The sequence below is a fragment of the Catenulispora sp. MAP12-49 genome, from assembly GCF_041262705.1.
Taxonomy (GTDB): Bacteria; Actinomycetota; Actinomycetes; order Streptomycetales; family Catenulisporaceae; genus Catenulispora.
The window spans coordinates 51,028-75,070 of sequence record NZ_JBGCCP010000009.1 but is presented as its reverse complement, the minus strand read 5'-3'; the positions used below and the strand labels follow the sequence as shown (position 1 = coordinate 75,070).

The window sequence follows — 24,043 nt, the reverse complement described above, 5'->3', positions numbered from 1 at the left end:
CGCGCCATGGTCTGCTCATGACCATCGACCTCCGCGAAACCCGCCCCATACCTGCGGAACCGGCTGCGGAACCGGCCCCGAAGCGCGCCGCGAAGCCCGCCCCGAAACCCGCCGGCCTGGTCCGTGCGAACCGCGCCTTCCGCGACGTCTACACCGCGGCCGCGATCAGCAAGCTCGGCACCGCGGTCGGCACCCTGGCCGTCCCGCTCGTCGCCCAACTCGTCCTGCACACCTCGGCCGCCGGCATCGGCGTGCTCGCCGCGCTCAACACCGGCGCGTTCCTGCTGATCGGCCTGCCCGCGGGCGTGTGGGTGGAACGGATGCGCCGCCGTCCGCTGCTGATCGCGGCGGACCTGGCGCGCGCGGCGGCCTTCGGCTCGGTGCCCGTCGCGGCGTTCTGCGGTGTGCTGACCTACTTCTGGCTGTGCGCGGTGGTGGCCGTCGCCGGGGTGGCGACCGTGTTCTTCGACGTCGCCTCGCTCAGCTACCTGCCGCACGTCGTCGGCCGCGACCGGCTGGTCGAGGCGAACGCCTCGCTGGTCGGCATGGACGCGGTCGGCCAGATCGCCGGACGGGGCCTGGCCGGCCTGCTCGTGCAGGCGCTGACCGCCTCCGGGGTCGTCGCCCTGGACGCCGTCAGCTACCTGGCCTCGGCGCTGTTCCTGATGCGGGTGCGCGAGCCGGAGCCGGCGCCGGCCGTCGGCGCGGCGCGCGATCTGCGGGCCGAGATGCTCGAAGGGCTGCGCTTCGTGCTCGGCGACAGCGTGTTGCGGCCGCTGGTCCTCAAGGGCGCGCTCGCCAACCTGGCGACCATGCTGATCGTCACGCTGCTGCCGACCTATTTCGTGCTGCGGCTGGGGACGGCCGACGGCCCATCGCTGCTCGGCGCCTTCCTCGCGCTGGGAGCCGTCGGCTCGCTGCTCGGGGCGCGCTCGGCGCCGTGGCTGGGCCGCCGCTTCGGCGCGACGCGCACGATGTGGCTGGCGAGCCTGGTGACGGCCCCCATCAGCCTGTTGATTCCGCTGGTCGGGCACGGGCCGTGGCTGGTGGTCGCGGCGCTCGCGTGGGCGGTGACGCTGGGCCGGGTCGGCCTCGACAACGTCCTGGGCGTCAGCCTGCGGCAGGCCGCGGCGCCGGAGGCGATGGCCGGCCGAGTGAACGCGACGTTCCGCTTCCTGCTGTTCGGCGCGCTGTCCCTGGGCTCGCTGCTCGCCGGGGTGATCGGGGCGACGCTGGGGATCCAGGCCTGTCTGTGGGCCGGCGCGGTCGGGTTGGCGCTGCTGTGGGTGCCGGTCTATTTCTCGGCGCTGGGGGCCGAGAAATGAGCCTCTACCCCAACCGCTCCAACCGCCGCGCCGCGACTTCCGCCGCGACGTCCCCGACCTCGGTCAGCATCGGCGGCGCGAGCTTCCACTGCTGCCAGTACAGCGGCACGTCCACCGGCCGCCCCGGGGTCAACTCGACCAGCTCCACCTGGCCGAACTGCTTGGCCTGCACATCCGGGATCAGACCCCAGCCGAGGCCGGACTCGACCGCGTAGAGGAAGGCGTCGGTGGCGGGCATGTATTGGCGCGGCCCGGAGGCCGTCGTGCCGAGGCCGCGCAGGAAGGCGTCCTGGAGATCGTCCTTGCGGTTGAAGATGACGACCGGCGCGGCAGCCAGCGCCGCAGCGGTGTCCGGCGCGTCGACGCCGTCCGGCAGCCAGCGTCTGATGAACCCGCGTGTGGCCACCGCCCGATACCGCATCCGCGCCAGCGGCCGCACCACACAGCCCTGCACCGGCTTCGGCGACGACGAGACGGCTGCCATCACCAGGCCGGCGCGCAGCAACTCGTCCGTGTAGTCCTGATCCTCGCGGTGAAGATCGAAGCACACCCCCGAATCGGGGCCGAAGCGGGCCGTCACCTCGGGGAACCAGGTGCTCAGGGAGTCGGAGTTCACCGCGATCGACAACGTCTGATCCGCGCCGGTCAGCCCCAGCTCCGCGCGGGCGTTGTCCTCCAGCCAGGCCAGCTGCCGGGCGAAGCGCACCACCGCGACGCCGGACTCGGTCGGGCGCAGCGGCTTGGAGCGGACCAGCAGCACGCGGCCGGTGCGCTGCTCCAGTGCCTTGATCCGCTGGCTGACCGCGGAGGGCGTGACGTGCAGGATGCGGGCCGCGGCCTCGAAGGTGCCGGCGTCCACCGCGACCAGGAGGGTGCGCACGTGGTCCAGCGGCAGGTCCGTCATCATGATCTCTAATGATAGCCAAGAAAAGTGAGCTGGCCTTGGGATCACATACCTTCCTAGCATCGTGCTCATGACCTCCTCCCTCGCGGCCGCCGCAGCGGGCCTGGGCACCGGCCTGTCCCTGATCGTGGCCATCGGCGCGCAGAACGCGTACGTCCTGCGCCAGGGTGTCCGCCGCGAGCACGTGGGCCCCATCGTCGCGATCTGCGCGGCCTCCGACGCGGTCCTGATCGCCGCCGGGGTCGGGGGCCTGGGCGCCCTGGTGCGCCGCATGCCCACGGCCGTGACCGTGATCGCCTGGATCGGCGCGGCCTTCCTGGTGACCTACGGCCTGCTCGCCGCCCGCCGCGCCTGGCGCCACCAGGACCACCTGGCCGCCGACGGCGCGGGCGAGAAGTCCCTGCGCACCGCGGTCCTCACCTGCCTGGCCCTGACCTGGCTCAACCCCCACGTCTACCTCGACACCGTCCTGCTCCTGGGCACCGTGGGCAACAGCTACGGCAGTGCCCACTGGTACTTCGCCCTCGGTGCCATCACCGGCAGCGTCCTGTGGTTCTCCGGCCTGGGCTTCGGCGCCCGCAGCCTCGGCGCCCTGCTCGCGCGCCCGAAGGCCTGGCGGGTGCTGGACGGCGTCATCGCGGTCACGATGATCACGCTGGGCGTCGCGATGGCGGCTAGAACGTGAGGCCGGCGGCGGGTATAGCATCCGGGTCGTGGGGGACTTGGTCTACAGAAGACCGCGCAAACTGATGCGGCTCGACGCGTATCCGATGGTCGCCTTGCTGCCCTGGCACTGGATGGGGCCGCGCCCGGCGATCGCGCTCAACGTGCTGACGGCGATTCCCTTCGCGCTGATGATCCGGCCGTGGTCCACGACTGTCACCGCCGAGGGAATCAGGATCCAGACACTGCGGCGCCGCTTCATCCCATGGAGCGACGTCCTGGACATCAGGCTGGACGTGATCGCCGGTGACACCTCCGTCGACGTCTATCTGCACGACGGCTCCCGGCACCGTCTTCCGGCGCCGCTGGAGCGGTACAAGAACTTCTACGACACGGAGTTCCCGGAGAAGTACGTCGCGATCGTCCAGGCGTGGCGGGCAGCAGCCCGGCCCGGCAGCGTGACCGCCGCCGGGCCGGACTCCGAGCAGATCAGCTCGCCGGGATCACCGACCCGTTGAACGTCTTCTCGATGTACTGCTTCACCTGGTCCGAGGTCAGCAGCGCGGCCAGCTTCTTCACCGCCGGGTCGTTCTCGTGCCCCTTCTTCACCACCAGGATGTTGACGTAGGGGTTGCCGGCCGTCTTCTCCAGGGCCAGCGCGTCCTTGCTCGGGGTGAGCTTGGCCTGCAGGGCGTAGTTTCCGTTGATGACCGCGGCGTCCACGTCGTCCAGGGCGCGGGGGAGTTCGGCGGCTTCCAGGGGCTTGAACTTCAGGTGCTCGGGGTTGTCCGCGACGTCCTTCTCCGTGGCCGTGGTGCCGGCGCCGGGCTTGAGGGTGATCAGGTTGTTGTCGGCCAGTAGCTTCAGCGCGCGGCCCTCGTTGGTGGCGTCGTTGGGGACGGCGATGGTGGCGCCGTCCTTGATCTGGTCCAGGGACTTGGCCTTGTGCGAGTACAGGCCGAGGGGCTCCAGGTGGACGCCGACCACCGGGACCAGGTCGGTGCCCTTGCTCTTGTTGAAGTCGTCCAGGTAGGGCTGGTGCTGGAAGTAGTTGGCGTCGACCTCGCCGTCCTGGGTGGCCAGGTTCGGCTGGACGTAGTCGGTGAACTCCTTCACCGTCAGCTTCAGGCCGGCTTTGGCCGCCAGGTTGTCGCGGACGTAGTCCAGGATCTGCGCGTGCGGGACCGGGGAGGCCGCGACGGTGATGGAGTCCACGCCGTCGGCGGCCTTGGCGGTCGCGCCGGTGCCGGCGGACTTCGAGGAGGAGCAGGCGGTCAGACCCACGGCCAGGACGCCCGACAGGGCGATCAGGGACGCGGCGAGCTTCTTGTTACGCATAACAAGGTCTTCTTTCTTCCGTGTACTGAGGTGGGGGGTGTGGCCGGGGTGGTTACCGGTGAGCCAGCCGCTTGGCGGTGAAGTCGCCGAGCCACTGGAGGATCTGGACGAGGACGATCAGCAGCACGACCGTGGCGATCATGAGCCCGTTCTCGAAGCGCTGGTAGCCGTAGCGGATGGCCAGGTCGCCCAGGCCCCCGCCGCCGATCGCGCCGGCCATGGCCGAATAGCCGACCAGCGCGACCACGGTCGTCGTCAGGCCGCTGACCAGCGCCGGCAGCGACTCCGGGAGCAGGACCTTGCGCACGGTGGCCAGGTGCGAGGCGCCCATCGCGGCCGAGGCCTCGACCAGGCCCCGGTCGACCTCGCGCACCGCGGTCTCCACCAGCCGGGCGAAGAACGGCACCGCGCCCACGGCCAGCGGCACGATCGCGGCGTCCACGCCGATGGTGGTGCCGACGACCCCGCGGGTGAACGGCGTGATCGCGATCAGCAGGATGATGAACGGCAGCGAGCGCCCGACGTTCACCACCGTGCCCAAAGCCTTGTTCGCCGGCGCGTTGGCCAGCAGGCCGCCGCGGTCGGTGAGGACCAGCAGGAGCCCGATCGGCAGGCCGACGAGCACCGTGAACAGCGCCGACCAGCCGACCATCTGCAGCGTCTCCAAGGTCGCCTGCCACAGCAGCGGCTGCATGTCCGACCAGCTCATGACCCGACCTCCACGCTGTTCCGGGCTGCGGCGGTTACGGCGATCGTCTTGGCGGTGGTCTCAGCAGTGACCGTCTCGACATTCAGCCCCCGCTCCCGCAGGAACCCGATCGGCACCACGTTGTCCTCGAACCGCCCCGGCAGCCCGATCCGCATCCGCCCGACCGTCCGCCCGTTCACCGTCTCGATGGCCGCGCCCAGAATCGTCACGTCGACCGAGTACGTCCGCGCCAGCTGCGAGATCAGCGGCTGCGCCGTGGAATCGCCGTGGAACGTGACGTCCAGCACCGTTCTGTCCGGCAGCGCCGGCTCCGGCGCCGGGCCCAGCCGGAACAGCTCCCGAGCCAGCTCCGAACCCTGCCGCGCGAGCAACTCCGGGATGGTCCCGGACTCGGCGATCCGGCCGTCGCGCATCAGGGCCGCGCTGTCGCACACGGCCTTGACGACCTCCATCTCGTGCGTGATCAGCAGCACCGTGACCCCGAGCCGCTCGTTGACCTCCTTGAGCAGCTTCAGCACACTGCGCGTGGTCTCCGGGTCCAGCGCCGAGGTGGCCTCGTCGGACAGCAGCACGTGCGGGTCGGCGGCCAGCGCCCGCGCGATCCCGACCCGCTGCTTCTGCCCGCCGGACAGCTGCGCCGGGTACGCCCCGGCCCGGTCGGACAGCCCGACCACGTCCAGCAGTTCCCCGGCACGGGCCTGCCGCTCGCGGCGCGTCAGCCGGCCGCCGATCTCCAACGGCAGCTCGACGTTCTCCCGCGCGGTACGGCTGGAGAGCAGGTTGAAGTGCTGGAACACCATGCCGATACGGCGCCGTTCGGCCCGCAGCCGCCGCCCGCCCAGGGCCGTGAGCTCGCGCCCGGCCACCGACACCGTGCCGGAGGTGGGACGCTCCAGCAGGTTCACGCAGCGGATCAGCGTGCTCTTGCCGGCCCCGGAGCGGCCGACGACGCCGTAGACCTCGCCGGCGGCCACCGAGAGGTCCACGCCGTCCAGGGCGGTGACGCCGCGATTTCGCGCAGGGTAAACCTTTGTCAGGTTCTTGATTTCAATCATGACGCTTTCCAAAAGGCCGCGACCACGCGGCGGCGGGCGCGCGACAACGGCGCGCCACGAAGGCTTACAAGGGGGAGGAGCTGCGAGAACCCGGTTCGGGGAGTCGAAGACTCAGCAGCTGCACATTCGACACGAGGGCATGCAGCCGCACATCATCCGCGACGCCTTGGTGGCGGCGGACGTGCGGGAGCTCTGCGTGTCGATCATGGGAATGACTATAGGTGGATCGACGAGGTGACCCTTACCGCGTCCATTGCGTGAGACAGCGTGGTTTCACGAACGTGCTGACGCAGCCGTACTGCCGAAGCAGTACGGCCACGTCACTTGTCACGTCACCCGCTACTTCACCGGATGCACCACAGCCGCCGCGCCACCGCCGCGCCGGGCCGGCTCCGCCGCGGCCTCGACCGCGCCGTCCGGCAGGAACTCCAGCCCGGTCGCGGCCCCGATCTCGGGGGTCGGCGTCCCCGAGGGCGGCGCGAGCGTGAACGTCTCGCCCAGCGCCTCCAGCCCCGGGATCTGCGGCAGGTTCAGGAACGCCGGCTCGGCCTGCGTGGAGGCGGCGTTGCGCTGCGAGGCCCGGGGCGCGGCGATCGCCTGCTCCAGGTTCATGCCCAGGTCCAGGCGGTTGACCAGGATCTGCAGCACCGTGGTGATGATGGTCGCCCCGCCCGGGGAGCCGACCGCGATGAACGGCCTGCCGTCCTTCAGGACGATGGTCGGGGACATCGCCGAGCGCGGCCGCTTGAAGGCGGCCGGCAGGTTCGGGTCCGGGACGCCCGGGTACAGCGGCGTGAAGTCGAAGTCCGTCATCTCGTTGTTGAGCAGGAAGCCCCGGCCGGGCACGGTCATGGCCGAGCCGCCGGTCTGCTCGATGGTCAGCGTGTAGGAGACGACGTCCCCCCACTTGTCCGCGGTCACCAGGTGCGTCGTGGACATGCCCTCGGTGTCGGTGTACGAGGTCCCGGCCGGTGCACTGGACGGGCACGTCGTGCCGCCGCCCGGTGCGAACGGGTTCCCCGGCGCCACCGGGGCCGTCAGGGTGCTGGTCGGGCTGATCAGGCAGGCCCGGTCCTTGCCGTACTGCGGCGAGGTGAGCTGCTTGGTCGGGACGTCGTTGAAGTTCGCGTCCCCGACCCAGCGGTTGCGGTCGGCGAAGGCGATCTTCGAGGCCTCGTCATACAGGTGCAGCGCCTGCACCTGGTTGGACGGGTCGATGTCGAAGTTCGACAGGATGTTGAGAGCCTCGCCGACCGTCGTACCGCCGGAGGACGGCGGCGCGATCGAGTAGACGTCCAGACCTTTGTAGTTCACATGGGTCGGCGCCTGCACCGGCGCGCTGTACCCGGCGATGTCGGCCGCGGTGAGCTGCCCGGGCCGGAAGTCCATCGTCGGATTCGGGATCGTCGGCGGGTGCTGGGAGGTGTTGGCGACCTCCTTGCCCAACTCGCCGCCGTAGAACAACCCGGGGCCGTCCTTGGCCAGCAGCTTGTAGGTGTTCGCCAGGTCCGGGTTCTTGAAGACCGAGCCGACCGCCGGCGGGGCGCCGCCGGGCAGGAACAACTGCGCGGTCGGGGCTATCTGCGAGAAGCGCGCCTGGTTCATCGCGGTGAAGGAGTTGAACGTGGGGTCGACGACGAATCCCTTGGAGGCGATGTCGATCCCGCCCTGCAGCGCCTGCTTCAGCGAGATGGTGCCCCAGTCGTCCAGCGCCGTCGTCCAGGTCTTCAGCGTGCCCGGCACGCCCACCGACAGCCCGGAGTTGACCGCGTCGTTGAAGGACAACGGCTGGCCCGTGGCGGGGTCTATGAACCAGTTGGTGTTCATCGCCGCCGGGCCGGCCTCGCGGCCGTCGATCGTGGAGACCTTGTGGGTGCGGGCGTTGTAGTAGACGAAGAACCCGCCGCCGCCGATACCGGCCGAGTACGGCTCCACGACGCCGAGCGCGGCCGCCGTGGCCACCGCCGCGTCCACGGCGTTGCCGCCGTGTTCGAGCACGTCCAGGCCGGCCTGCGTGGCATACGGACTGACGCTGGCCACCGCGCCGCCGTACCCGGTGGCGACCGGCTCGCGCGGCGGCTGGCCGCCGTGGCCGCCGTGGCCGCCGTGGCCGTCGGGGGCGGCGCGGGCCGCGGTCAGGGTGCTGGTCAGAGCCGCCGCCGTGACCAGGGCGGCGAATGCTTTGGAGCGTCTGCGTGTGGGGACGGACATCTATGCCTCCGCGTGATCGTTCCGGTACTCCCTGCAGGGTCACCACTTTGGCAGAGGCCTCATTTCCTGGGAAGCGGCCATGGAATATGCTCAGGCGCCCCGCGGCTGTTACCGGGGGTGGTCGGACCGGCTCTCACCGGGGGCTTCGCGGAGGCGGTTCGGACGCGATGCGGAGGCGATCCGGTCGCGGCGTTCGGTTCGGTTCCATCGCCTTGAGGGGGCTCGCGTGTCGAAGCGGGGATGGCTGCTGTTCGCGGCCATGTCGGTGATCTGGGGTATCCCGTACCTGCTGATCAAGGTGGCGCTGGAGGGGATGCCGGCGCCGTTCATCGTGTTCGCGCGCACCGCGATCGGCGCGGCGGTGCTGCTGCCGGTGGCGTGGAAGCGCGGCATGGTCGGCCCGGCGCTGAAGCAGTGGCGCTACATCGCGGCCTTCGCGGCACTGGAGATCGCCGGCCCCTGGCTGCTGCTGGGCGACGCCGAACAGCACATGACCTCCTCGCTGGCCGGTCTGCTGATCGCCGCCGTGCCCTTCTTCGTCGCGCTGATCATGTGGCGCCTCGGCGACCGCTCGGCGGTCTCCGGCACCCGCCTGGCCGGCCTGTTCATCGGCATGGCCGGCGTGGTGGCGATCGTCGGGCTGAACATCGGGCAGGTCCAGGTCCTGCGCATGCTCGAGGTGATCGCCGTCGCGGTCGGCTACGCGATCGCCCCGATCATCGCCGACCGCAAGCTGGTCGGCGTCCCCACCCTGGCCACCATCACGCTCTCGCTGACCGGCGTGGCCCTGCTCTACGTGCCGATCGCCGCCTTCAGCCACCCCTCGCACATGCCCAAGGCCAACGCCCTGGCCTCCGTCGTCGCCCTCGGCCTGGTCTGCACCGCCTCGGCGTTCCTGCTCTTCTTCGAGCTGATCGGCGAGGTCGGCCCGGCCAAGTCCTCGATGATCACCTTCGTGAACCCGGCCGTCGCGGTCGCCGGCGGCGTGCTGTTCCTCGGCGAGACCATCAAGGCCGGCATCATCGTCGGCGCGCCGCTGGTGCTGATCGGCCTGATCCTGTCGACGCTGCGGCGCGGCGAGGCGGCCGCGCCGCCCCCGGCGGCGGCCGACGCGCTACAGGCGCCGGCCGCCGCGGCTGAGGACCACGGACCCGAGGCGGCCATGGTCTGATGCGGCCATGGCCTGAGGCCGCTCGCGGTCGAACTTCGGACTGCCGAACTTCGGACTCAGGACAGCAGGTTCCTCAGGACAGCAGGTTCAGGGTGTTGGTCGCGTCGTCGACGAAGTACACGCCGCCGCGCGGCGCCTGAGCCAGGCCGAACAGCGCGCCGGCGCCGGCCGGGGAACCGGAGGAGTCCAGCTGGACGACGTGCGTCTGCACGCCGCCCGGGGTGGTCGCCACGAGGTTGCCGTCACCGGCGTTGACCGTCAGGATCAGGCCCCTGCGGTCCACCATCAGGCCTAGCGGCGTGTTCAGCGCGCCGCCGCTGGTGACGGTGCGGCCGGTGCCGTCGCCGGTGAGGCGGGTCTCGGCGGAGGCGATGGCGGCGATCCGGTTGCCGACGCTGTCGGCGACGTACAAGGTGCCGTCCTTGTCCAGGCCCAGGCCCGTCGGCCCGACGACCAGCGCGGCGGGGTCGGTGCGCTCGCCGAACCCGCAGCCGATCACCGTGGTCTCCTCGCGCCGGGGCAGCCGGCCGTGCTCCAGGGACAGCCGGATCCGCAGGACGGTGCCCTCGTTCACGACCGCACCGTTGCCGGCGACCGTGCCGTTGAGCACGTTGGACACGAACAGGTCGGCCTCATCGCCCCGGTCCGCGGCGGTCATGTCCCAGGGCCCGTTGATGCCCTGCCCGGCGAAGGTCTCCCGGACCTGGCCGTGGTCGTCCAGGACGAGCAGGCAGCCGGCCTGGGCGGTGGCCGAGGTGCCGTCGGCGGTGGGCAGCGAGCCGACGATCACCCAGCCGGAGCGCAGCACCGACAGGGCCGTGGTCAGCCCGACCCCGCCGGGGCACGGGCCGGGCAGGTGCGCCGGGTCGATGGTGGCGAAGGTGGACACCGCGCCGCCCGGGGCGACCTGGACGATGGTGGTGCCGGTGCCCTGCAGGTTGGAGGCGGCGTTGAAGTTGCTCACCAACACGTCGCCCCGGTGCAGATCGCCGGTGGAGACCGGCACCACGGCGACGCCGTAGGGGTTCACGTCGCCGTTGGCCGGGACGGTGGAGGCGATGGTGGAGACGGTGTCGGGGAACCGGGCGGCGGCCGCGGGCGTGATCCCCGCTGCCACCCCCAGCCCGATCGCGGCCAGCAGGATCGTGGTTCGTACGCGTGCCAAGGACACGGCTTCGTCCCTTCGGTGAGAAGTCGGGTTCCGACCTCTGATCAGTTCTCGACGAAGGGATACACCGTCACATTCCGCGACACGCCGTATATAACGCCCCCGAGCGTGGCCCGGCGTGTCGCTACTTCGCCACCCGATGCACCTTGTGCTGCGCCGCCTGAGCCCGCGGCCGCACCACCATCAGGTCCACGTTCACATGCGCCGGCCGCGTCACCGACCACGCGATGCAGTCCGCGACGTCCTCGGCCACCAGCGGGCCGGGGACCCCGGCATACACCGAGGCCGCCTTCTGCGCGTCGCCGCCGAAGCGCTTGAGCGAGAACTCGTCGGTCATCACCATGCCCGGCGCGATCTCGATGATCCGGACCGGCTGGTCGAACACCTCCAGGCGCAGCGTCGCGGTCATGGCGTGCATCGCGTACTTGGAGGCCGCGTAGCCCGCCCCGCCCTCATAGGCGACGTGGGCGGCGGTCGAGGTCAACATCACCACGGTGCCGGCGCCGGAGGCGACCAGCAGCGGCAGCAGAGCCTGCGTGAAATTCAGGGCGCCCAGCACGTTCGTCTCGAACATCGACCGCCAGTCGCCGGGATCCGCGGCGGACACCGGGGCGGCGCCGATCGCGCCGCCGGCGTTGTTCACCAGAACGTCACACGAGTCCAGACTGGCCGCGAACGCCTTCACCGCCTCGGCGTCCGTCACATCCAGCGCCACCGCCACCGCCGCCTCGCCGATCTCCGCCGCCAGCGCCTCCAGCCGCTCCTTGCGCCGGGCCACCAGCACCACCCGGTACCCCTCGGCGGCCAGCCGGCGGGCGGTGGCGGCCCCGATGCCGCTGCTGGCTCCGGTGACGACGGCGGTCTTGGTCATGGCGGGGTCCCTATCGCTATCGGCCGGCCGGTACCTGCCGGCCGGTCTTGTCAGTGCTGTCGCGGACAATGATCGGATGCAGATCGCGGCGACCTACGACCCCGAGGGTTTCAGGGATCGAGGCTTCGTTCAAGCGATCACCGAGGACGGCGGCGCCGGCGGTGCGGCGCGCGCCGTCGCGGACCTGGAAGCCGAGGTGGGCGCGCTGGAAACCGGCAGCGCCGGGTCTGAGGATCCCAGCCGTCCGCGCTGGGTCTGGCCGGCCACCGCCGACATCGCCCCGGCCCTGCTGCGCCGCGGCATCGGCGTCGACCGCTGCCACGACCTCGCCCTCACCGAGGCTCTGCTGCTGGCCTACGAGGGCCGCTGCGGCGAGCCGCGCTCCCTGGGCGCGGCCTGGGCCCGGCTGCACGGCCTGCCGGTCCCCGAGGACCGTGCCGAGGGCACCATGGCCGCCCCGGCCGACAGCCCGGCCACCCAGCCGGCGCTGTTCGAACCCGACCGCTCCGGCCTGGCCAAGGACGTCGATCCGCTGCGCGCGGTGCGCGAGGTCTACGCCGACCAGCTGCGCCGCATCGCCGCCACCGCCAACCCCGGCGCGTTCCGGCTGCTGGTGGCCGCCGAGTCCGCGGCCTCGCTGGCCGCCGCCGAGATGGCGCACGCCGGCCTGCCCTGGCGCGCCGACGTGCACAGCTCGATCCTGGAGGAGGTGCTGGGCCCGCGCCCCCTGGACGGCTCGCCGCCCCGGGAGATGGTCGCCGCGGCGGCCCGACTCGCGGCGGCGCTGGGGATCCGCGCGCTGAACCCGGACTCCGCGCCGCAGGTGACCAAGGCCTTCGCCGACGCCGGAGTGCGCCTGCCCTCGCTGCGCCGCTGGGAGCTCAAGGAGATCGACCACCCGGCGATCCCGTTGCTGCTGAAGTACAAGGAGCTCTCGCGGCTGTACTCGTTCAACGGCTGGGCCTGGCGCGACACCTGGGTCGTGGAGGGCCGCTTCCGGCCCGAGTACAGCGTCGGCGGGGTCGTCACCGGACGCTGGGCGGCCCGCGGCGGCGGCGCGCTGCAGATCGCGCGGCGGCTGCGCAAAGCGGTCATCGCCGACCCCGGCTGGGTGTTCGTCTCCGCCGACGCCGCGCAGCTGGAGCCGCGCATCCTGGCCGCGATGGCGAAGGACGCGGGGATGGCCGAGGCCACGCAGAGCGATGACATGTACGCCGCGCTCGCCGGCGTCTTCGAGGGCTCCCGGGACCAGGCCAAACTCGGGCTGCTGGGGGCCATGTACGGCCAGACCGGGGGAGGGGCCGCGGCGCCCCTGGCCCTGATGCGCCGGCGTTTCCCGAAGGCCACCGCGCTGCTGGACGACGCGGCCCGCGAGGGCGAGCGCGGCCGCCTGGTCCGCTCCCAGCTCGGCCGCACCTGCCCGCCGCCCTCGCAGCGCTGGCAGAGCGCGATCGCCGGGGACGCCGAGGCCGAGGCCGACGACGACAGCAACCGCCGCTCCGGCCAGGTCGCCCGGGCCCGCGGCCGGTTCACCCGCAACTTCGTCATCCAGGCCACCGCCGCCGAATGGGCCGAGGTGCTGCTGGCCCTGCTGCGGCAGCGGCTGCGCGCCCTGGACGGTCCGCAGCTGGTGTTCTTCCAGCACGACGAGGTGCTGGTGCACGCACCCCGCGAGCACGCCGAGGCGGTCGCTGAGATGATCGTCCAGTGCGCCACCGGAGCCGGGCGGCTCGTGTTCGGCCCTTCACCGGTTAGATTTCCTATGAGTGTTCACTCCGTGGAGTGCTACGGCGACGCCAAATAGTGCACAAGCGGTGACAGAACGACCATGCTCACGGCATGCTCTGACGATGTGGAAACCAATGTGGAAGTCGAAGAAGTAGTCCTGCTCTCCGAGGACGGCAGCCCCATCGGCACCGCGCCGAAGGCGACCGTGCACACCGAGAACACCCCGCTGCACCTGGCCTTCTCCTGCTACGTCTTCGACGACCAGCAGCGTCTGCTCCTCACCCGGCGCGCCGATTCCAAGCGGACCTGGCCCGGTGTGTGGACGAACTCCGCCTGCGGGCACCCGGGGCCGGGGGAGTCGATCGAGGACGCCGTGCGGCGGCGGCTCTCCAGTGAACTCGGGCTGAACATTCCCGCCGTCCATCCGCTCCTGCCGGACTTTCGTTACCGGGCGGTAATGCCGAACGGCATCGTGGAGAACGAAGTCTGCCCGGTGTTCCGGGCGAGCCTCGCCAGCGGAATTACGCCGTCACCCGATCCCGACGAAGTGGGCGAATACCGGTGGATTCCGTGGGCTGATTTCAGCCGCGACGTACTTTCCGGTTCCTTCGAGGTGTCGCCCTGGTGCCGCCTGCAAGTCGAGCAGTTGGCTGCCCAGGATATGGATCCCCGGATGTAATGATCTTGGGGGTGATCATGTGATCACACAGGGGCTTGTTCGACACCTGTGAAGTCGGGCATCATTGCGCGGTGCCCGATCCCTTTACACGGTCTTGGGAATTGCTTGACCATGCCCAGCTGCCGGACCCCCCGCCGGCAGCCGCCTGAGTCATATGAGCCCCCAAGACTTCAAGCCCGTTATGCACCCGGCCGGATTCGACGAGCCGCTGGCGCGGATCCTCGGTGAGGTCCGCACCGGCCACTGGTTCTCGATGGCCGAGCTGCTGGCCGACTCCACGCGCGACCGCCGCCTGCGCGGCACCCGCATCTCGCTGCTGGCCCAGGTCGCCGCCGGCTCCAACGCCGTCGACCAGTGGGTCGCCGAGCGCCCGCGCGACCCCGACGCCGTCGTGATGGCAGCGCGGGTGGCGGTCGAGCGGGCCTGCAAGGCCGCCGCCAAGGGTCTGGACCAGGCGCAGAACCTGGGCCGGCGGGCCGCGGAGCTGTGTGCCGAGGCCGCCGCCGTCGACCCCGCCGACCCAGCGCCCTACCTGGGTCGGCTGGCCCTGGCCGCCGGATTCGGCGAACGCGTCGAGGGCCCGGCCTCCTGCCCGGTACCAGGGCCCTGGCACGCCTTCCGCGACCTGTGGCGGGTGGATCCGGCCAACCGGGAGGGCTGTCACCGGATGCTCGGCGCCGTGGGCACGGGCCCGGGTCCAAGCCCGGCCGGCGCGCAGCTGTTCGCGGCCAGCATCGTCACCGGCGTGGGCTTGAGCAGCCTGTCCCCGCTGCAGCTGCTGCCGCTGTACGCGCTGGTCGTGGCCTACGAATACCGCAAAGCCCAAGGCGACGGCCTGGCCCACCTGCTGTGGACCACGGACGCCACGAAAACCGAGATGGCCCGGGGCTGGAACTGGTTCACCAGCACCGGCAAAGACGACTGGCTGGTGGTGGACCTGTCGCACCTGGCCCACGCCCTGGTCGTCGGCGGCCGCTCGGATCTGGCCGCGGACGTGTTCGGGGCCCTGGGGCCCTACGGCTCGAACCGGCCGTGGGCCGTGGTTTCGGCGGTGGGGGACGCCGCGGAGGAGTTCGTACGGGCGCGGTCCACCGCGCTGTCGGCAGCGGCACGGCGCACCGACCCGTCCGGACGGGCGCGCGCCGGACCATAGCGGCGCGCGGCCGAATCGCAGTGACTCAGGGCTCGGATTCCACACCACATCGGGCCCGATTCGGGGAAAACGCACCATCGCAGTGAGCTGTTTCGCACCATCGCCAAACGCACAACCCTTCCCCCCTAGTTGGGCCTCGAAGCGAAAACGGAACGAGACCATGTCGATGACTCAAAACTCAGATAACCCAGCGTGGAGTGACACCGACTCCGCCGACGCCGCGCAACTGCGCGCCATCGGCTACGAGCCGGTGTTGTCCCGCAAGATGTCCGGCTTCGGCAACTTCGCGATCAGTTTCTCCATCATCTCCATCCTGTCCGGCTGTATGACGCTGTTCGGCTTCGGCATGGCCACCGGCGGCCCGGCCGTCATGGTCTGGGGCTGGATCGGCGTCACCATCGCGGTCCTGCTCATCGGGCTGAGCCTGGCCGAGGTCACCAGCGTCTACCCGACCTCCGGCGCGCTGTTCTTCATGGCCCACCGCCTCGGCGGCAAGGGCTGGGGCTGGATCACCGGCTGGCTGAACATGCTGGGCCTGTTCGGCGTCATCGCCGGCATCGACTACGGCGCCGCGGAGTTCATCGGCGCCTTCACCGGCATGGCCTTCGGCTGGACCCCGGACAAGTACGGGCTGATAGCCATCTTCGCCGGCGTGCTGCTGCTGCACGGCGTGCTGAACACCTTCGGCGTGCGGGTGCTGGACCTGTTCAACCGGGTCAGCGTCTGGTGGCACCTGATCGGCGTGGCGTTCATCGTGGCGGTGCTGTTCATCGTCCCGGCCCACCACCAGAGCGCCAGCTTCGTCTTCACGCACTACGCCAACGCCACCGGCTTCAAGAGCGCGATCTACGTCAGCGCCATCGGCCTGCTGCTCACCGGCTACACCCTGACCGGCTACGACGCCTCGGCCCACATGTCCGAGGAGACCTCCCAGGCATCCACGCTGGCCCCCAAGGGCATCGTGCGGTCCATCTGGGTCTCCGGCATCGCCGGCCTGGTCCTGATCGTCGCCTTCCTGTTCTCCATCCAGGGCGGCGCCAACAACTACGCCACCGAGTCCGCGGGCTCCGGCTACGGCGGCGCGGTGACGGCCCCCTCGATCATCATGCTCGACGCCCTGGGCCAGCACTGGGCCGAGGTCTTGACCCTGGTCATCATCGTCGCCCAGCTGTGCTGCGGCCTGGCCGCCATCGGCTCGGCGGCCCGCATGGTCTTCGCCTTCTCCCGGGACGGCGCGCTTCCGGGCTCCCCGACCTGGCGCAAGGTCAACCGCGCGGCGGTCCCGACCAACGCCATGTGGCTGGTCGTCGTCGTGGCCTTCCTGCTGACCCTGCCCTCGCTGTGGACCATCCAGGCCTACGGCGCGGTCACCGCCATCGCCTCGATCGGTCTGGCCCCGGCCTACGTCATCCCCGGCTTCCTGCGGGCCCGCCAGGGCAAGAACTTCAAGAAGGGCGCCTGGAACCTGGGCAAGTGGGGCCCGCTGATCGGCTACACCGCCTCGGTGTGGGTGGTGATCGAGGTCGTGCTGTTCTGCCTGCCGCAGGCCTCGCCGATCAACGCGCTGAGCTTCAACTACGCGCCGATCGCGCTGGTCGCCGCGCTGGCGCTGTCCGGTATCTGGTGGCTGGCGCGCGGTCGCGCCTCCTACGCGCCGCCGGCCGGCGCGGTCGAGGCCGAGCAGTTCGCGGACCTGGACGTGATCTGAGCATCCGCTGTTTGTGACACTCGCACGTGATGTGGCGCGCCCCGGGATTCCCGGGGCGCGCCCGTTCTATTTCCGACTCAGCGTGGTGCCGGCAACCGTGACAGGAACACCTCGAACGCCGTCGGATCGACCTTCATGGTCCCCGAATACGGATAACTCATCTCCCTGACGACGACCAGCGACACCACCACCAGCGCCGCCAGCGTCATCACCATCACGGTGTGCGCGAAGGAACTGGACAGGCCGAACAAGAACGTGAAGGCGATCGTCACCAGCGCACTGCCGATCAGGATCGCCCACAACAACGGCGGCAAGGACTCCTCGGTCTGGTTCAGACGCTCCCTTCGTTCCTCGGCCAGTGACTCCACATGCGTCAGCACGTGGTCGTAGAGCACCTGCTGGGACACGTCGGCCGGATGGAAGGCGAAGACGCTGGCGCGGATCTGGTAGACCAGGTCCGTGGCCTTCGGGCTGGTCTGGTGCTCGGCCAGCAGCGGCCATTCGTCGTCGATGACGGTGTGGGCGTAGTCCAGGGTCTCGTGCTCCAGCTGCGGGCCCAGCGGGAGCGGCATCTGGCGGGAGATCCAGTAGATGCCGGCGAGTTCGTTGGCCTCCTTGAAGGTGGTCTGGTGGGCGTTGTCGTTGTTCGTCCACAGGGCCACGACCACGAAGGCCAGCGGCACCGCGAACACCACGGACACCGTGGCGAAGATGAAGCCGGCGACGTCGTTGTGCGGTTCGCGCCGGTGGTGCGGGATGAAGCGTTCGAACAGGCGCAAGGTGATGAAGGTCAGGATGAGGACGGCGACGATGGTGCCGTAGTCCTTCATGGTCATGACGACTCCCCGTGTTCGTGGTGCTGTGGTGCGCGTTGCGCCGCTGTGCCCGTAGTGCCGTGGTGCCCGTGGTGCTCGATCAAGGCGTGGTCAGCGTTCGATCAGTGCCCGATCAGCTGGTCCGCCGAGTGATCAGCTCGGCGAGCGCCCGCAGATCGTGGACCCTGCCGTGGTCGACACCCGGCGCGCGCCGCAGATGCCCGTGGGCTTGCGCGACCCGTGCCGTCGCCTCGGTGGCCGCCCAAGCCCGCCCGCCGGCGCGTTCGACGGCGTCGGCGGCGTGCCGCAGCTCGTGCTCGGTGAAGTCCCGGCCCAGCGCATACAGCCGCGCCAACTCCGCGGCCGCCGCCGAACTCGCCGACAACGCCGCCACCACCGGCAGCGACTTCTTACGCGCACTGAGATCCGAACCCACCGGCTTCCCGGTGAGCGCCGGGTCGCCCCAGATGCCCAACAGATCGTCGGTCAGCTGGAACGCGATGCCGATCTCCCGCCCGAACAGGTCCAACGCCGCCACGGCCAACGGATCGGCACGCACCGCCAACGCCCCGAGCGCACACGCGCACCCCAACAACGCGCCGGTCTTCTTGCCGGCCATCACCATGCACTCCTGGAGCGTGACGTCGTCGCGCTGCTCGAAAGCACAGTCCTCGTACTGGCCGTCGCAGATCTCGATGACACACTCCGCCAGCCGGCTCGCCGCCTCGCCCCCGACCAGACGCAGCGCCAACGCCAACATCGCGTCACCGGCCAGGATCGCGTTCTCCGCACCGAACACCGTCCACGCCGTGGGCCGGTGCCGGCGCGTGTGATCGCGGTCGATGACGTCGTCGTGCAGCAGCGTGAAGTTGTGCGCCAACTCCACCGCCGCGGCCGCGGCCAGCACCGCCGAGTCGGCGCCCGGCTCGCCGCCGACGGCCGCCGCGGCGGCCAGGACCAGCCCCGGCCGCAGGAGCTTGCCCCCGATGCCCTCGATCGCCAGGCCTTCGGCGTCCTCCCACCCGAAGTGGTAGGCCGAGATCGCACGTAATCGGCCCGGCAACGTGTCCACGGCCGCGCGCAGCACCGGTTCGACCAGGTCGCGGGTCCGGCGCAGCGCCGCCTCGGCGTGGAATCCGGCGTGGGATCCGGCCTCGGTTCCGGTTCTAGCTCCGGCTCCAGCTCCGGTTCTAGCTCCCGCTCCGGTTCTAGCTGCCGCTCCGGTTCTAGCTCCCGCTCCCGTTCCGGTTCCAGCTCCAGCTCCAGCTCCGGTTCTAGCTCCCGCTCCAGCTCCAGCTCCGGTCTCGGCTCCAGCTATCTTCGGCGGCGCATCATCGGCCATGTCCACCTCCGCTCCTCCCACCGGCCAGGCCGTTCCCGCCGGCGACTCAGCCACGGGGCCGCGCGATCTCGACGTTCTCCAGCACGCCGAGCGCGTCCGGCACCAGCACGGCCGCCGAATAGTAGGCGCTCACCAGATACGAGGTGATGGCCTTGTCGTCCACACCCATGAAGCGCACCGACAAACCCGGCTGGTACTCGTCCGGGATCCCCGTCTGGTGCAGCCCGACGACGCCCTGCTCCGCCTCGCCGACCCGCAGCGCCAGGATCGAGGTGGTGTGGCCGTCGGCCACCGGGATCTTCGGCACCGGCAGCAGCGGCACGCCCCGCCACGCCGACACCTGCGTGCCCAGCAGATCCATCGTCCCGGGGTAGATCCCGCGCTTGGTGCACTCCCGCCCGAACGCCGCGATCGCCTTCGGATGCGCCAGCAGATGCGTGGTGTCGCGGCGCAGCGACAGCAGCTCGTCCAGGTCGTCCGGCGTCGGCGGGCCCGAATGGGTGTGCACGCGCTGCTCGAAGTCCGCGTTGTGCAGCAGGCCGAAGCTGCGGTTGTTGACCAGCTCGTCCTCCTGGCGCTCGCGCACCGCCTCGATCGTCAGCCGCAGCTGCTGGTCCAGCTGGCTCATCGGCTTGTTGTAGAGGTCTGCGACCCGCGTGTGGATCCGCAGCACCGTCTGCGCCACCGACAGCTCGTACTCGCGCGGCTTGAGCTCGTAGTCGGCGAACGTGCCCGGCAGCTCGGTCTCGCCCTCGTGCCCGGCGGCCAGCGCGATCTCGGCCTCGCCGTGCGCGTTCTGCGCCTTGCCGCGGGTGCTGCGGTGCGCGGCCAGGTGCGCACGCAGCGTCTCCGACCGCTCGATCAGGGCCCTGACGTCCGAGGCCGGCACCGACAGCGCGATGACCGGGGTCGCGGCGCGCGCCGTGGTCTTCCACCGGGGGGCGTGGCCGTTGGTGGCGGCGCCGCCGGCGGCCGTGGTGCGGAACACCTCCTCGCCGAGGTGGTCGCCGTCGGCGAGGTGGCCGTGCACGGCGTCGTCTCCGTATTTGCCCTGCGCGGCCAGGTCCACCTTGCCGTGCGCGATCAGCCACAGCGTGTCCACCGGCGTCCCGGCCTCGGTCAGGGTCTGCCCGGCGCGGAACTCGCGCACGGCGAACCGCGAGGCCAACTCGCCCAGCAGCGCCTCGTCGTCGAAACCGCGCAGCGGCGGCAGCTCGGTCAAGGTGGGGGCCAGCACGCTCACGTCGTCGTCGCCGGCCTGGCTGAAGGCCACCCGGCCGCGGCCCACGGCGTGGCTGAGCCTGCGGTTCACCCGGTAGGCGCCGCCGGAGGCCTGGACCCACGGCAGGACCCGCAACAGCCAGCGCGAGGTGATGCCCTGCATCTGCGGCGGCGTCTTGGTCGTGGTGGCCAGGTTCCGCGCCGCCGCGGTGTCCAGGCTGAGCTGTTCGCCCTCGGCGGCCGTCCCGGGTGCCGCCGCGCTCTGCTCGACCGTCATCGTGCCCCCTCCAAAACGATGGATGCTTCTCGCCTCCATCGTGAGTCCGCCATGGGACCGGGTCTATTACCGCAATGGGTGACAAACGGAGGACGGTTCACGATTGGTCGCGGCCGCGCGGACCGGTGGCATCTCACGGCAGCATGTGACATAGTACTGGCGTGAGCGCAGCCGCCAACGGGTCCCGCCCGACGTCCGACGTCGTGGTGATCGGGGCCGGGATGATCGGCGCCGCGTGCGCGTACTACGCCGCACGCGAAGGCCTGACGGTGACAGTCCTCGACGCCGGCCCGGTCGCCGGCGGCACATCCGGCGCGGGGGAGGGGAACCTGCTGGTCTCGGACAAGGAACCGGGACCGGAGATGGACCTCGCGATGCGCTCCCAGGAACTGTGGCGCGCGCTGGCCGAGCAGGACGACGGCGCGCTCGGCGCCCGGTTCGAGTACGAGGCCAAGGGCGGCCTGGTCGTCGCCTTCACCGCGACGGATTTCCAGGCCCTGCAAGGCTTTGCGGCCACGCAGTCACCTTCAGGCGTAGTGGCCGAGGAGGTCCCGGCGGACCGGCTGACCGAGTTCGAACCCTTCATCGCCCCCGGACTGGCCGGCGGCTTCTGGTATCCGCAGGACGCGCAGGTCATGCCGTCGCTGGCCACGGCCGCCCTGCTGAAGGCGTCCGGGGCGCGGCTGCGCCTGGGCAGCCCGGTGATCGGGCTGGTGGCCGCACGCGGTGTGGTGCGGGGCGTGCGAACGACGACCGGGGAGATCTCGGCGCGCTACGTGGTCAACGCCGCCGGGTTCGGCGCCGCCTCGATCGCGTCGTTCGCCGGCTCGACGCTGCCGGTGCAGCCGCGGCGCGGGTTCGTCCTGGTGACCGAGCCGCTGCCGGCGATGGTGCGGCACAAGGTGTATTCGGCCGCGTACGTCGCCGACGTCTCCAGCTCCGACGCGGCGTTGCAGTCCTCCGGGGTGGTCGAGGGGACGCCGTCGGGGCCGGTGCTGATCGGCGCGAGCCGCGAGCGGGTCGGGCTGGACCGGACGCCGTCGTACGACGCGCTGGGGCGCCTGGCCGCTCAGGCAGCCGAGCTGTTCCCCTTCCTGGCCGAGGTGAAGGTCCAGCGCTACTACTGCGGATTCCGGCCTTACCTGCCGGACCACCTGCCGGCGATCGGCCCCGACGCCAAGCTGTCAGGACTCTTCCACGCCTGCGGGCACGAGGGCGCCGGCATCGGCCTGGCCCCGGCTACCGGGGAACTGATCGCGGCATTGCTGATGGAGCGGGACCCGGCGGTGTCGGCCGAGCCGTTCCGACCGGCACGGTTCGAGGAGAGTGCGCAGTGAGTGTGGAGTTCAGCTTCGACGGCCGGCCGATGACGGCCCAAGCCGGCCAGACCGTCGGCGCGGCCCTGCTGGCCGAGGGCATCCGCTCCTGGCGCACGACCCGCTTCGGCGGCCGCCCGCGCGGGCTGTTCTGCGGCATCGGCGTCTGCTTCGACTGTCTGGTGACGGTGAACGGCGAGCCGAACATCCGCGCGTGCCTGGCAGTCGTCGCCGAGGGAGACACAGTGCGGACACAGACAGGGGACGGACGCGGTGACCAAGGTGAGTGACCCGACATCGCCCCCCGGCGACACCTTCGCCGAGTTCACCGACCCGGCCGCCTTCGACTCGGCCGCCTTCGAATCGGCCGCTTTCGACCTGGCCGTCATCGGCGCAGGCCCGGCCGGCATGGCCGCCGCCGCGACCGCGGCCGAACAAGGACTCCATGTCGCCCTGATCGACGCCGGCCGCCAACTCGGCGGCCAGTACTTCCGCCACCCGGCCCCCGGCCTGACCGCGGACTGGCTCCCGAAGCTCTACCACGGCTGGCAGCAGTTCGAGCAACTGGTCACCCGCGTGGAGACGGCCGGCGGCATCGAGGTCAGATTCGGCCACCAGGTCTGGGCCATCGAGCAAGTCCGGCCCACCGACCAACCCCAGGCCACCGAGCGCGCCGCCAACGCCACCGCCGCCAACACCACCGCATTCAACACCACCGCATTCAGGGTCCTGACAGACCGCGGCCCCATCGAGGCCCCCTACGTCATCCTGGCCACCGGCGCCTACGAACGCGTAGTCCCCTTCCCCGGCTGGGACCTCCCCGGCGTCTTCACCGCAGGCGGCGCCCAAGCACTCCTCAAAGGCAACCTGGTCCTCCCCGGCCGCCGCGTGGTCGTAGCCGGCACCGGCCCCCTACTCCTCCCGGTAGCCACCGGCCTGGCCGCCGCCGGCGCCAAAGTCCTGGGCCTCTACGAAGCCAACACCATCCGCGGCTACGCCAAGAACCCCCTCCCCCTCCTGGCCAACCCCACCAAACTCGCCGAAGGCCTGGACTACGCCCGCCAACTCACCCGAGCCCGCATCCCCGTCCACACCGGACGCATGATCATCGAAGCCCACGGCACCACCACCCTCGAAGCAGTGACCACAGCCCGCCCCGACGCCACCGACCCCCACCGCATCCCCTGCGACACCCTGGCCATCGGCTACGGCCTAGCCCCCCAAATCGACCTGGCCCTAACCCTCGGCGCAGCCCCGAAGCACCTATCCGACGGCACAATCGCCCTCCGCGTGAACACCACCCAGCGCACCTCAGTCCCCGGCCTCTACGCCGCTGGCGAAACAGCAGGCGTAGCCGGAGCAGAAACAGCCCTACTCGAGGGCGAAATCGCAGGCCTCGCAGTAGCCCAAGCGGCAGCCCGAGCGCGCCGAGCGCCATTTCGGGCCGCCGGTACCGCCAACGCTGAGCCGCGGAACTCCACCCCGGCCGAGGACAAGCCGCCATCCGGCACTCCCGCAGCCGAGCCGCCGAATCCTGCTTCGACCGTTGAGAACAAGGCAGCCGCCCCGCTCGCCGCCCGCGCACTCGCCTCAGCCCGAGCCCGCCTCACCCGCCAGCCATCACCGAGCCCTGACACATCCGCTGCCCGCAGTTCCGAAGCCGCCGCTGGCACCGCTCCCGCCTCCCCGGCCGCCGCGGCGCCGAAGCCGACCACCAGGGCGGCCACCGCCGCCACCCGCCTCGCCGCAGCCCGAGCCCGCCTCACCCGCCAGCCGTCGCCGAGCCCCGACGCATCCTCTGTCGCACCCGCGGCCCGCACCTCCGAAGCCGCTAGCCGCGCCGAGCCCCCCAAGCGTCTGGCCGCAGCCCGCGCGCGCCTCACCCGCCGCGCCGAGCCCGTTCCCACCGTCCCCGCTTCCGCCGTGCCCTCCGCCGAAGCGACCGCCACGGCCACCACCCCTACCGCCCCCAACATCTCCACCGCCCCCACCGCCGCCATCACCCCGGCCAACCTCGGCGACCTCCTCCGCCGCCGCACCCGCCAACGTGCCCTCGCCGACCTCCTGCGCGCGCGCCACCCGATCCCGGCCGCATGGCGCCAGCACCTCGCCGACGACACCGTCGTCTGCCGTTGCGAAGAGGTCCCCGCGAAGACCATCGCCGAGGCGACCGGCGAGCTCGGCGCCGGCGACGTCCGCACCGTCAAGCTCCTCACCCGCGCCGGCATGGGCTGGTGCCAGGGCCGAGTGTGCGGCTACGCCGTCGCCTGCCTCGCCGCCGGCGGCGACCCCGCCTCCGAAGCCGACCTGCTTGCCGCCGCCTCGCGCCCCCTGGCGCGTCCCGTCCCGCTCGGCGTGCTCGCCGAGCAAGATCGAAGGAACAAGTGAC

General features: G+C 71.2%; 21 protein-coding genes. 11 read left to right on the top strand and 10 right to left on the bottom strand.

Annotated features, from left to right (window positions below; genetic code table 11):
• The first annotated feature begins 17 nt into the window (after nucleotides 1–17).
• A complete protein-coding gene (locus tag ABIA35_RS18540) occupies nucleotides 18–1,325 on the top strand; it encodes an MFS transporter (protein WP_370358699.1) in 1,308 nt (435 codons plus the stop codon).
• A 4-nt stretch (nucleotides 1,326–1,329) separates the two neighbouring features.
• Here ABIA35_RS18540 and ABIA35_RS18535 read toward each other — a convergent pair whose 3' ends face one another.
• Entirely contained in the window at nucleotides 1,330–2,229 is a 900-nt protein-coding gene (locus ABIA35_RS18535) for a LysR family transcriptional regulator ArgP (protein ID WP_370358823.1), read from the bottom strand.
• Between the two features lie 70 nt (nucleotides 2,230–2,299).
• Between ABIA35_RS18535 and ABIA35_RS18530 the strand changes: the two genes are divergently transcribed.
• Together ABIA35_RS18530 and ABIA35_RS18525 are read left to right on the top strand one after the other, a co-directional pair.
• Nucleotides 2,300–2,914 (top strand): LysE/ArgO family amino acid transporter, encoded by a 615-nt coding sequence (locus ABIA35_RS18530; RefSeq protein ID WP_370358697.1) that lies wholly within the window; start codon nucleotides 2,300–2,302, stop codon nucleotides 2,912–2,914.
• 28 nt (nucleotides 2,915–2,942) lie between these two features.
• Nucleotides 2,943–3,410, top strand: coding sequence for a hypothetical protein (locus tag ABIA35_RS18525; RefSeq protein ID WP_370358696.1), 468 nt, complete (start codon nucleotides 2,943–2,945; stop codon nucleotides 3,408–3,410).
• Here the strand turns inward: ABIA35_RS18525 and ABIA35_RS18520 are convergent.
• The 4 genes from ABIA35_RS18520 to ggt form a co-directional block, all read right to left on the bottom strand.
• Nucleotides 3,382–4,230 carry a MetQ/NlpA family ABC transporter substrate-binding protein gene (locus ABIA35_RS18520; protein ID WP_370358695.1) on the bottom strand — a complete coding sequence of 283 codons (849 nt, stop codon included), beginning with the start codon at nucleotides 4,228–4,230 and terminating at the stop codon, nucleotides 3,382–3,384. The two genes, ABIA35_RS18525 and ABIA35_RS18520, sit on opposite strands and share 29 nt — an antisense overlap.
• 52 nt (nucleotides 4,231–4,282) lie before the next feature.
• Nucleotides 4,283–4,939 carry a methionine ABC transporter permease gene (locus ABIA35_RS18515; protein ID WP_370344217.1) on the bottom strand — a complete coding sequence of 219 codons (657 nt, stop codon included), beginning with the start codon at nucleotides 4,937–4,939 and terminating at the stop codon, nucleotides 4,283–4,285.
• The gene (locus tag ABIA35_RS18510) at nucleotides 4,936–5,994 is read right to left on the bottom strand and encodes a methionine ABC transporter ATP-binding protein (protein ID WP_370344216.1); all 1,059 of its coding nucleotides are present in this window, start codon (nucleotides 5,992–5,994) and stop codon (nucleotides 4,936–4,938) included. The genes ABIA35_RS18515 and ABIA35_RS18510 overlap by 4 nt, the downstream gene beginning before the upstream one ends.
• 339 nt (nucleotides 5,995–6,333) lie before the next feature.
• Nucleotides 6,334–8,205: a gamma-glutamyltransferase gene (gene ggt / locus ABIA35_RS18505; RefSeq protein WP_370358694.1), complete on the bottom strand. Its 1,872-nt coding sequence runs from the start codon at nucleotides 8,203–8,205 to the stop codon at nucleotides 6,334–6,336.
• Between the two features lie 226 nt (nucleotides 8,206–8,431).
• Between ggt and ABIA35_RS18500 the strand changes: the two genes are divergently transcribed.
• Nucleotides 8,432–9,376, top strand: a complete 945-nt coding sequence (locus ABIA35_RS18500) for a DMT family transporter (protein ID WP_370344214.1) — start codon at nucleotides 8,432–8,434, stop codon at nucleotides 9,374–9,376.
• 73 nt (nucleotides 9,377–9,449) lie between these two features.
• Here ABIA35_RS18500 and ABIA35_RS18495 read toward each other — a convergent pair whose 3' ends face one another.
• Complete coding sequence (locus ABIA35_RS18495; protein ID WP_370358692.1) at nucleotides 9,450–10,547, bottom strand: hypothetical protein; 1,098 nt, start codon at nucleotides 10,545–10,547, stop codon at nucleotides 9,450–9,452.
• 121 nt (nucleotides 10,548–10,668) lie between these two features.
• Nucleotides 10,669–11,415 (bottom strand): SDR family NAD(P)-dependent oxidoreductase, encoded by a 747-nt coding sequence (locus ABIA35_RS18490; protein ID WP_370358690.1) that lies wholly within the window; start codon nucleotides 11,413–11,415, stop codon nucleotides 10,669–10,671.
• 76 nt (nucleotides 11,416–11,491) lie between these two features.
• Here ABIA35_RS18490 and ABIA35_RS18485 point away from each other — a divergent pair, with 76 nt between their 5' ends.
• The 4 genes from ABIA35_RS18485 to ABIA35_RS18470 all read left to right on the top strand — a co-directional run bounded on the left by ABIA35_RS18485 (nucleotide 11,492) and on the right by ABIA35_RS18470 (nucleotide 16,683).
• Complete coding sequence (locus tag ABIA35_RS18485) at nucleotides 11,492–13,219, top strand: bifunctional 3'-5' exonuclease/DNA polymerase (protein ID WP_370344211.1); 1,728 nt, start codon at nucleotides 11,492–11,494, stop codon at nucleotides 13,217–13,219.
• Between the two features lie 48 nt (nucleotides 13,220–13,267).
• Nucleotides 13,268–13,822, top strand: coding sequence for an isopentenyl-diphosphate Delta-isomerase (gene idi / locus ABIA35_RS18480; RefSeq protein WP_370358688.1), 555 nt, complete (start codon nucleotides 13,268–13,270; stop codon nucleotides 13,820–13,822).
• 154 nt (nucleotides 13,823–13,976) lie between these two features.
• Nucleotides 13,977–14,975, top strand: a complete 999-nt coding sequence (locus tag ABIA35_RS18475; protein WP_370358687.1) for a hypothetical protein — start codon at nucleotides 13,977–13,979, stop codon at nucleotides 14,973–14,975.
• Between the two features lie 166 nt (nucleotides 14,976–15,141).
• A complete protein-coding gene (locus ABIA35_RS18470; RefSeq protein WP_370344288.1) occupies nucleotides 15,142–16,683 on the top strand; it encodes an amino acid permease in 1,542 nt (513 codons plus the stop codon).
• 77 nt (nucleotides 16,684–16,760) lie between these two features.
• Here ABIA35_RS18470 and ABIA35_RS18465 read toward each other — a convergent pair whose 3' ends face one another.
• The 3 genes from ABIA35_RS18465 to ABIA35_RS18455 all read right to left on the bottom strand — a co-directional run bounded on the left by ABIA35_RS18465 (nucleotide 16,761) and on the right by ABIA35_RS18455 (nucleotide 20,338).
• Entirely contained in the window at nucleotides 16,761–17,519 is a 759-nt protein-coding gene (locus tag ABIA35_RS18465) for a DUF4239 domain-containing protein (RefSeq protein WP_370358685.1), read from the bottom strand.
• A gap of 112 nt (nucleotides 17,520–17,631) precedes the next feature.
• Complete coding sequence (locus ABIA35_RS18460) at nucleotides 17,632–18,615, bottom strand: polyprenyl synthetase family protein (RefSeq protein ID WP_370358822.1); 984 nt, start codon at nucleotides 18,613–18,615, stop codon at nucleotides 17,632–17,634.
• Between the two features lie 271 nt (nucleotides 18,616–18,886).
• Nucleotides 18,887–20,338 carry a family 2B encapsulin nanocompartment shell protein gene (locus ABIA35_RS18455; protein ID WP_370358684.1) on the bottom strand — a complete coding sequence of 484 codons (1,452 nt, stop codon included), beginning with the start codon at nucleotides 20,336–20,338 and terminating at the stop codon, nucleotides 18,887–18,889.
• A gap of 161 nt (nucleotides 20,339–20,499) precedes the next feature.
• On the opposite strand from ABIA35_RS18455, the gene ABIA35_RS18450 reads away from it, so the two are divergent.
• Genes ABIA35_RS18450 through ABIA35_RS18440 form a run of 3 tightly spaced genes read left to right on the top strand, consistent with a single transcriptional unit; the run spans nucleotide 20,500 to nucleotide 24,042 of the window.
• Nucleotides 20,500–21,675, top strand: coding sequence for an NAD(P)/FAD-dependent oxidoreductase (locus ABIA35_RS18450; protein ID WP_370358683.1), 1,176 nt, complete (start codon nucleotides 20,500–20,502; stop codon nucleotides 21,673–21,675).
• Complete coding sequence (locus ABIA35_RS18445; RefSeq protein WP_370358681.1) at nucleotides 21,672–21,944, top strand: (2Fe-2S)-binding protein; 273 nt, start codon at nucleotides 21,672–21,674, stop codon at nucleotides 21,942–21,944. Before ABIA35_RS18450 ends, ABIA35_RS18445 begins: the two co-directional genes overlap by 4 nt.
• Nucleotides 21,937–24,042, top strand: coding sequence for an NAD(P)/FAD-dependent oxidoreductase (locus tag ABIA35_RS18440; RefSeq protein WP_370358680.1), 2,106 nt, complete (start codon nucleotides 21,937–21,939; stop codon nucleotides 24,040–24,042). Before ABIA35_RS18445 ends, ABIA35_RS18440 begins: the two co-directional genes overlap by 8 nt.
• Nucleotide 24,043 lies beyond the last annotated feature (1 nt).